We start from the raw sequence: 6,930 nt of genomic DNA on the forward strand, positions 1-6,930 counted from the left end.
CCTCCCGTCCGGTGTCAGCGTGCGGTCGCGTCCTCGGTCGCGTCGACACCGTGGGTCGCGCTCGCGTCGTCGTCTGCCGCGCCCTGGTCCGGAGCGCCGTCCTGGGTCCCCAAGAGGCCCGTCGCGTGCGTCAGCACGCCCCGCAGGTTCTCCAGGTAGCCGGCGACGGCGTCCCGCTCGGTGCGGATCGCGGCGAGCCGGTCCTCGGCGTCCGCGACGATGGCGGCGGAGCGGCTCTCGGCGTCCTCGACCATGCGGTGCACCCGCTCCTGCGCGTCCGCGACGATGGTGCGTGCGTGCTCCTGCGCCTCGGCGGTGCTCGTCCGCTCGAGGTCGTCGGCCTCCTGCTGGAGCCGCTCGGCGCGCTCCCGCGCCTCGCTCGCACGACGCGTCGCCTCGGCGAGCTGCAGGTTCGCCTCGTCGAGGTACTTCTGCGTCTCCGTCACGGTCTCGTGGTGCTTCTGCAGGTACTCCTGCTCGGCGTCGTCCCGGCGGGCCGCGAGCTCCGACTCGAGTGCGGTCCGGGCGTCGTCGCGCATCCGGGCGATGTCGGCCGCGGCCTCGTCGCGCTCTCGCGCGAGCGCGGCTCGGGCCGTGTCGATCTCCTGGCGGAGTGCGGTGCGCTCTGCTTCCAACGCGCCGATGTCAGCTGCGCGGCGGTCGGCGATCTCCGTGTCGAGTTCGCCGTGCTCGCGGTCGCGTCGGGCGGCGAGCTCGGCCTCGTGGTCGCGGACCGCCCGCTCGTTGGCGGCGTCCGCCTCGGCGCGCTCGCGGTCGATCCTCGTCCGGTGCTCCTCGAGCTCCCGAGCGATGCGGTCCGCGGTCTCCTGCGTGCGGCGCTCGTTCTCGGCGCGGGTCTGCTCCTCGTCGACGCGGAGCTGCGCGCGGGCGGCTTCGATCTCCTGCGCGAGGGCGGTACGGGCGGAGGCGAGCTCGCGGTCCCACTCGGCGCGGGCGGCGGCGAGTTCCTCGGCGGTCTCGCGACGGCGGTCCGCCAGCTCGGCGTCCAGTTCGGCGCGGCGGCGGTCGACCTCCGCGGCGAGGTCCGCGCGACCGGTCTCGAGCTCGAGCGTGTGGGCCCGCTGCTGCTCGTCCCGCTCGTGGTGCCAGGCGGCCCGACCCTCGGTGACCTCGCGCTCGAGCGCGGCACGTCGCTCGGTCTCGGTCCGGTCGAGGTCCTCCGTGCGGCGGGCGTGGTCCGCCTCGAACTCGGCGCGGCGGTGCGCGGTCTCGCGGTCGAGGTCGGCCGCCGCGGCGCGGGCGTCGGCGGACTCGCGGTGCGCGGTCTCGCGGAGCTCGGCGACCTCGTGCTCGACCCGGGCCCGCAGCGCGTTGGTCTCGCGGATGGCGACGGAACGGACCTCGGCGGCCTCGGTGACGGCGGCCCCGCGGACCGCGGCACCCTCGTTCCGGGCGTCCTGCAGGAGCAGCCCGGCCTCGGCGCGGGCACGCTCGACGGTGTCCGCGGCCTCGGCACGGGCGCGAGTGAGCTCGTTGGTGGCGCGCGTGCGGGCGTCCTCGAGGGTGTCGCGTGCTTCGTCCTGGGCCTCGCGCAGCAGGCGGTCGGCCTCGGCCCGGCTCGACGCACGCAGGCGCTGGGCGTCGATGTCGGCCTGGCTGATGAGGCGCGTCGACTGCTCCTCGGCGACGCGGAGGGTCGACTCGAGTCGGGTACCGAGTCCGCTGTACGTGGGCGTGCCCGCTTCGTCGAGTTCGCCCTGGAGCTCCGAGACGCGGGACTGCAGGAGACGGATCTCCTTGGCGGCGTCGGCGCGGTCCTTGTTCGACTTGATGAGCTCGCGCCGGAGGTCGCCGAGCGCACGGTCCACCTCGTCGCGGCGGTACCCCCGCAGTTCCGAACCGAACTCTGCCTCGTCGTTCGCCACGTGTGTCGCTCCTGGTGCTCGCCGGCGGACCCCTGCGGCCCGCGGGTCGATCGTAGCGTGGCCGTGACCTGGGAGTCTGAGGCGGGGAGGAGCCCGCGGGATGCACTCCACAGGGATGCTCGGTATCGTGGACCGCTGATCCGGCGCCGATTCCCCACCCCGGCGCGGTAGGGAGAGAGTTCCGTGCGCTTCGTCCTGGCGATCGTCAGTTTCGTGGTCGGCCTGCTGCTGGTCGGCCTCGCGGTCGGTCAGCGCACCGTCTTCGCACCCCCGTCCTCGCTCGTCGCGGAGTCCACCGCGAAGTCGTCCGCCCCGGTGACCGTCATCCCGGGGACGACGCTCAACGCGAACCCGGGCTACCAGGAGATCAACGTCAAGGGCTCCGGCGACGTGTTCGCCGCCTACGGCAAGACCTCCGACGTGCTCGCGTGGGTCGGTGACGCCGCGCACACCACGCTGCGCTTCGACGCCGAGGACGGCACGCTGAGGGGGCGGACGACGGGCTCCGGCACGAGCGTGCCGGACCCGGCGGGCAGCGACCTCTGGTACCAGGAGTACGACGGCGCGGGGCAGTTCACCGTCCGACTCCCGGAGGACGTCTCGGTCGTCATCGTCGGCGACGGGAAGGACGCCGCCCCGGGCGACGTCTCCGTCACCTGGCCGCGGGACACCGCCACGCCCTCGGTCGGACCGCTGCTCGTCGTCGGCGGGGTCTTCCTGCTCGGCGGGATCGTCCTCCTGGTCTGGGCGATCATGCACCAGCGCCGCGGCCGTGGTCCGCGTCGTCGCAGCGGTGGCACACGTCCTCCGCGCGTCCGTGCCTCCCGCCGAGCCGCCGCCGCGGGCGCACAGGTGCCGACCCGCGGCCGTCGTGGTCGTCGGGCGTTCGTCGCGGTACCGCTCGTGCTCGTGGGTGCCCTGACGCTCGCCGGGTGCTCCGCCGAGTACTGGCCCCAGGGCGGGGGCGCGACCCCCACCCCGACGCCCACCGCCACCGGCACGGCCGACCAGTCCGAGCCGGTCGCCGCGACGAAGCAGCAGATCAAGCGCATCGTCGAGCGTGTGGCCACGACCGCACGGAAGGCCGACACCGCTCGCGACGCGAAGCTCGCGGCCGAGCGCTTCACCGGCGCCGCGCTGGAACTCCGCGAGGCCAACTACACGATCCGCGCGAAGGACTCCGACGTGGACGCCCCGCCGAAGATCTCCGCGGACGAGGTCTGCGTCGCACTCCCGCAGCAGACGGACACCTGGCCGCGCACGGTCTTCGCGATCACCGCGGCGGACTGCTCGGCGAAGACGGCAGCACCTCAGGCGCTCACCCTGACGCAGGAGACCGCCCGCGACCCCTACAAGGTCGCGTACGACGTCTCGCTCGAGGCCGACGCGCAGATCCCCACGCTCGCTCCGACCTCGGTGGGTGCAGCACTGCTCGCGCCGAACACGAAGCTCCTGACGATCGAGCCGGACCAGGTCGCCACGGCGTACGCGGACATCCTCGCGAAGGACACGAAGAGCGAGTACGCCGACCTGTTCGACGTCGAGGGCGACGCCCTCCGGTCCACGATCGGCAAGGCGTACAAGGACAAGAAGGCCAAGGCGCTGCCGGACACGGCGAAGATCGAGTACTCGTCGGAGATCCCCGACGACAGCGCCGTCGCGTTCGCCACCGACAAGGCCGGCGCGTTGGTCTCCGCCGATCTCGACGAGGTCGAGAAGGTCACACCCACGGCGTCCGGCGCCGAGGTGAACACCGAGGGGGCCGTGAAGGCGCTCTCCGGTGTGGACTCCAGCAAGAAGGGCATCAGCGCCACCTACGGCGTGCAGGTCCTGTTCTACGTGCCGCCCGTCGGCTCCGATGAGAAGGCGGTCCTGCTCGGCTTCACGCAGGGCCTGACCGCCGCGAGTGAGGTGCAATGAGCAACGTCCCCCCGACCCCGTCCGGACTCCGCGGCGCGGTCGACCTGTCGTCCCTCGTCGAACGGGCCCAGCGTCCGGCGCCGGCCCCGGCAGGACATGGTGCAGCCAGCCCCGGCGAGGCAGGGAGCGGTGCGGCCAGCGTCGCGACCGCCGACGGCGGCGCCGAGCTGACCGTCTCGTCCCTCGTCCTCGACGTCACCGACCAGACCTTCCAGGACGTCCTGGAGCTCTCGACCATCGTCCCGGTCATCGTGGACATCTGGGCCGAGTGGTGCGGGCCGTGCAAGCAGCTCTCGCCGATCCTCGAGCAGCTCACGGCCGAGTACGACGGCCGGGTTCTGCTCGCCAAGGTGGACGCCGACACGAACCCGCAGCTGGTGCAGGCGTTCCAGGCGCAGTCGATCCCGACCGTCGCCGCCCTCATCGGTGGCCGACCGCTCGGACTCTTCGTCGGAGCGCTCCCGGAGGCCCAGGTGCGCGACGTCTACGAACAGGTCCTCGCCGCAGCCGAGCAGAACGGCGTCTCCGGCCGCGTCACCGTCGACGGCGCCGCGCCTGCCGATGCCGCCGAGGGTGAGCCCGAGCCGGAGCCGCTCCCGCCGCACCACCAGGCCGCGTACGATGCGATCGAGCAGGGCGACTACGCGACGGCGATCCAGGAGTACAAGACCGCGATCGCACAGGACCCCCACGACCAGATGGCGGTCGCCGGTCTCGCGCAGGTCTCCCTCCTCGACCGGCTGAACGGCCGGGCCGCCGACGAGATCCGCGGTGCCGCGGCTGCAGCGCCGTCGGACGTCGAAGCGCAGCTCGCCGTCGCCGACCTCGACATCAGCGGCGGGCACGTCGACGATGCGTTCGGACGGCTGCTCGACCTCGTACCGTCGGTGTTCGGCGCCGACCGTGAGGCCGTGCGTGTGCGGCTCGTGGAGTACTTCGAGCTCATCGGCACCGACGATCCGCGGGTCGTCAACGCCCGACGGCGGCTCGCCAGCGCGCTCTACTGACGCGCGCAGGCGCGGCCCTGCGCCAGGCGGCTCCGTGACGGACGGGAGGCGCGGTGCCAACTGGCACCGCGCCTCCCGTCTGCCGTCCGTGCTAGCGGGCGAGCTTCAGCCAGACCGCGCCGAGGGGCGGGACCACGAGGTTCGCCGATGCCGGACGGCCCGCCCACGGGGTGTCCTCCGCGGTGACGACGCCGAGGTTGCCCACGCCGGACCCGCCGTACTCGGCCGCGTCGGTGTTCAGCACCTCGTGCCACTGCCCGGCAGCGGGGAGGCCGAACCGACGCTCCACCGGCACCCCGGAGAAGTTGACGAACACCGCGAGGCGGTCCTCACCGTCCTTCCGGAGGAACCCGAGCGTGGAGTGCGGGGCGTCCCCGCCCTCGATCCACTCGAAGCCGTCCGCGGTCGAGTCGTGGGTCCACAGCGCCGGTGTGTCGCGGTAGACGCGGTTCAGCGCGGCGACGAGGTCCTGCACACCGCGGTGACCGGGATCGTCGAGGTGCCACCAGTCGAGCCCTCGGGCCTCGGACCACTCCTGCGCCTGGGCGAACTCCTGACCCATGAACAGCAGCTGCTTGCCCGGGTGCGCCCACATGAACGCGAGGTAGGCCCGCACGTTCGCGAGCTTCTGCCACTCGTCGCCGGGCATCTTCCCGAAGAGCGACCCCTTGCCGTGCACGACCTCGTCGTGGCTGATCGGCAGCGTGAACTGCTCGCTGAACGCGTACACGAGCGAGAACGTGATCTCGTCGTGGTGGTAGCTGCGGTGCACGGGCTCGCGGCCGATGTACTCGAGCGAGTCGTGCATCCACCCCATGTTCCACTTCTGCCCGAACCCGAGGCCGCCAGCGCTCGTCGGCTGGGTGACACCCGGCCACGAGGTGCTCTCCTCGGCGATCATGACGATGCCCGGGTAGCGCTTGTAGGCGGTGGCGTTGGTCTCCTGCAGGAAGGAGATCGCCTCGAGGTACTCGCGCCCGCCGTGGATGTTCGGCAGCCAGTCGGTGCGGGAGTAGTCGAGGTACAGCATCGAGGCGACGGCATCGACGCGGAGCCCGTCGATGTGGAACTCCTCGAGCCAGTACAGCGCGTTCGCGACCAGGAAGTTGCGGACCTGCGGTTGCCCGAAGTCGAACACGTACGTGCCCCAGTCGAGCTGTTCGCCACGTCGGGGGTCCGGGTGCTCGAACAGGGCGTGACCGTCGAACTTCGCGAGGGCCCACTCGTCCTTCGGGAAGTGCCCGGGCACCCAGTCCATGATCACGCCGATGCCGGCCGAGTGCAGGCGATCGATGAGGTACCGGAGGTCGTCGGGGGAGCCGAACCGTGCGGTCGGGGCGTAGTACCCGGTGACCTGGTAACCCCACGACCCGCCGAACGGGTGCTCGGCGAGCGGGAGGAACTCGACGTGCGTGAACCCGAGGAACTGCACGTGACCGATGAGCTGGTCGGCGACCTCGCGGTAGGACAACCCCGGACGCCACGAGCCGAGGTGCACCTCGTAGACGCTCATCGGGCGGTCGTGTGTCGTGGTCTGCGCGCGCTGCTGCATCCAGGCGGTGTCGCCGTCGGACCACGAGTACGAGGACGCCGTGATCACCGAGGCGGTCAGCGGCGGGACCTCGGTGCGCCGCGCGAACGGGTCCGCGCGCTCCACCCACCCGGAGTCGGTGAGGATCTGGAACTTGTACCGCTGCCCCTCGAGTGCCCCGGGCCAGAAGAGCTCCCAGACGCCGAGGTCGTTCAGCCGGCGCATCGCGGTCGTCCGGCCCTCCCAACCCTCGAAGTCGCCGATGACCCGGACGGCCGTGGCACGGGGTGCCCAGACGGTGAAGGCCACGCCGTCGACGCCGTCGACCGTCTGCACGTGCGCGCCGAGGTGGTGCCAGAGCTGCTCGTCACGGCCCTCGCCGAACAGGTGCAGGTCGAGTTCGCCGATCGTCGGTGCGAAGCGGTAGGCGTCGTCCGTCGTCCACGTGATGTCGTCGGTGTCGCCGGACGGGTCCGGGTCGTAGTCGGCCTCGACGCGGTACCGGCCGAGCGTGCCCTCGGTGGCGCCGGCCCAGAGGCCGTCACCCTCGTGCGTCAGCTCGATGTCGTCGCCGTCGGGTCGGACG

4 protein-coding genes are annotated in these 6,930 nt (G+C 72.3%); 2 read left to right on the top strand and 2 right to left on the bottom strand.

Annotation, left to right across the window (positions count from 1 at the left end; translation table 11 throughout):
- Positions 1–14: 14 nt before the first annotated feature.
- Positions 15–1,886, bottom strand: coding sequence for a DivIVA domain-containing protein (locus tag NS184_RS13810; protein ID WP_058726684.1), 1,872 nt, complete (start codon positions 1,884–1,886; stop codon positions 15–17).
- Positions 1,887–2,069: 183 nt separating this feature from the next.
- On the opposite strand from NS184_RS13810, the gene NS184_RS13815 reads away from it, so the two are divergent.
- Together NS184_RS13815 and NS184_RS13820 are read left to right on the top strand one after the other, a co-directional pair.
- The gene (locus NS184_RS13815; protein ID WP_058726685.1) at positions 2,070–3,806 is read left to right on the top strand and encodes a hypothetical protein; all 1,737 of its coding nucleotides are present in this window, start codon (positions 2,070–2,072) and stop codon (positions 3,804–3,806) included.
- Positions 3,803–4,813 (top strand): tetratricopeptide repeat protein, encoded by a 1,011-nt coding sequence (locus NS184_RS13820; RefSeq protein WP_058726686.1) that lies wholly within the window; start codon positions 3,803–3,805, stop codon positions 4,811–4,813. Before NS184_RS13815 ends, NS184_RS13820 begins: the two co-directional genes overlap by 4 nt.
- 91 nt (positions 4,814–4,904) lie before the next feature.
- Here NS184_RS13820 and glgB read toward each other — a convergent pair.
- On the bottom strand, positions 4,905–6,930 hold a 2,026-nt coding region (glgB, locus tag NS184_RS13825), incomplete at its 5' end, for a 1,4-alpha-glucan branching protein GlgB (RefSeq protein WP_058726687.1).

The sequence above is a fragment of the Curtobacterium luteum genome (genome assembly GCF_001475545.1).
GTDB classification, from domain to species: Bacteria; Actinomycetota; Actinomycetes; order Actinomycetales; family Microbacteriaceae; genus Curtobacterium; species Curtobacterium luteum_A.